Origin of the sequence: Porphyromonas sp. CAG:1061 (assembly GCF_000435035.1) — a bacterium.
GTDB lineage: Bacteria > Bacteroidota > Bacteroidia > Bacteroidales > Porphyromonadaceae > Porphyromonas_A > Porphyromonas_A somerae.
Window position 1 is genome coordinate 1 of record NZ_HF988862.1, and the last position, 1,658, is coordinate 1,658.

Consider the following 1,658-nt stretch of genomic DNA (forward strand, 5'->3'; position numbering starts at 1 on the left):
CTTACACACTTTTTGGGTTACTACCTTCTCCAGACGATACTACTTGAGCATCGCTGTGCAATGTACTAAAACTTTAAGACTTGAGACTGTTACACGAAGGCGATCTGCGGCGTTGCTTTTGGAATTCGGTCTAGGTCACGTACGCAAGTAAGCTCCCTTCGGTCTCATCCTCAGCGCCTTGCATCTCATCCTTCGTGCAACATTCTCTGGAGAGGTGATTGTAAAAAGAGAGACCGCTAAGCCGTTGAATGCACCTAAAATCGGTGCACGCGTCTTAGCAGTCTCCTTTAGTACAGCAAAGATAACTCACATAAAAGATATAACCAAATGGATATCACTCAATTTGCCAAAGTGTTTCCTCAAAAGATGGCGGGGTAAGGACTGCGTCCATAGTGCTTGACTACCATAGCCAAGCACGCTGGTCCACAATCCATCGCATCTTTTTGATTAACACATTTCACATCTTGTATCATCAATTACAATCGTTGTAGCTGCTCTGTACTCTGTATTTGTTGCTTTTTTGTCGTTTTTAAGCGATAATTAATTTTCACTCCAAATCTGCTTCTATCTTGATCTTCATTTTGAGTAAAGATAAGACCTTGATAACTCGTTGAATATTTGTCAACAGCTTGTCTCAAAATGTCATTCCAATAAAAAGTGATAGTCAAACGATTTTCATAGAAAGTCTTTTGTAATGACAGATTTAAGATATGCTGAGGCTGAATGAGGAAAATTCTTGAATATCCTTTGCCCGTAAACTGATAATTGAACTTTATATCTATTGAAGGGAAAGAAAAGGTATTCTGTAAATTAACGAAAGGGAGTGGTCTAAATAAGCACTCCTCTTTTTGTGGCTCCAATTCTAAATAGTTGACATTAAACATATATGCCAACGTCAAGGAAGGTCGGTACCAGCCCACAACTGTATTATAATTTAATAAGAGGGTGAGATTATGTTGCTTTTTTAGATTATACCATGAACTCCTTACAGTTCTATGATCTTCATTCCATACCACCTGAGACAGAGGGAGAATAGGGTCTTGAATGTACTGGTAGTTTGCCGAAAAATATAATGATCGCCATATTAAGGAGTAGTCAAAACTATGGGTCAATTGTGGACGGAGACTGGGATTACCCTCTTGGATATTATATCGATTGAGGTAATATGAATAATTACCTAGCAATCCTAGAGAAGGTCGAATCGTACTATACTTATAGCTTAGAGAATGCGACGTATTCTTTATAGGGAAAGCTACAGAGAAATATGGTAACAATTGATTTGAAGAAAAATCCTCTCTCCTTTCTTTGGCTTGGAATAGATAATTTCCTTTTTCATATCGCAGTCCTATATTGCCATTGAATTTTCCGAGATGAAACATCATTCCTGCATAAAGAGCAAAAATACTTTCTTTTGACTGGGAATCCCTCTTTTCTTCCATAGTGCTATGTGTATTATTGGAGAGGACATTCCTATTTTGGAGGTAATCGTATTGACCTCCGATCTGAAGTGTTATTTTCTCATTGATAGGTGTCGTTACATCAGCCATTAAGGAGGCTAATTGGTTTTGACTGCCATTATCGTTTTCTAATTGATTCTCTAAGTTACCCAGCTCTTCTTTCGTGATCTGGTTTCTATTTGCATTTGATACAGCATAATC

General features: G+C 37.9%; 2 protein-coding genes. Both read right to left on the bottom strand.

The annotated features are described in order from the left end of the window. Positions 1-359: 359 nt before the first annotated feature. A complete protein-coding gene (locus tag QVO39_RS09115) occupies positions 360-473 on the bottom strand; it encodes a cysteine peptidase family C39 domain-containing protein (RefSeq protein WP_353867181.1) in 114 nt (37 codons plus the stop codon). Positions 474-476: 3 nt separating this feature from the next. Further along, positions 477-1,658, bottom strand: a 1,182-nt coding sequence (locus QVO39_RS01580) for an outer membrane beta-barrel family protein (RefSeq protein WP_288171461.1), incomplete at its 5' end; no start/stop codon positions are given.

Coding starts and splice junctions, on each gene's coding strand:
- QVO39_RS09115 (WP_353867181.1), bottom strand. CDS start 473: ATGATACAAGATGTGAAATGTGTTAATCAAAAAGATGCGATGGATTGT.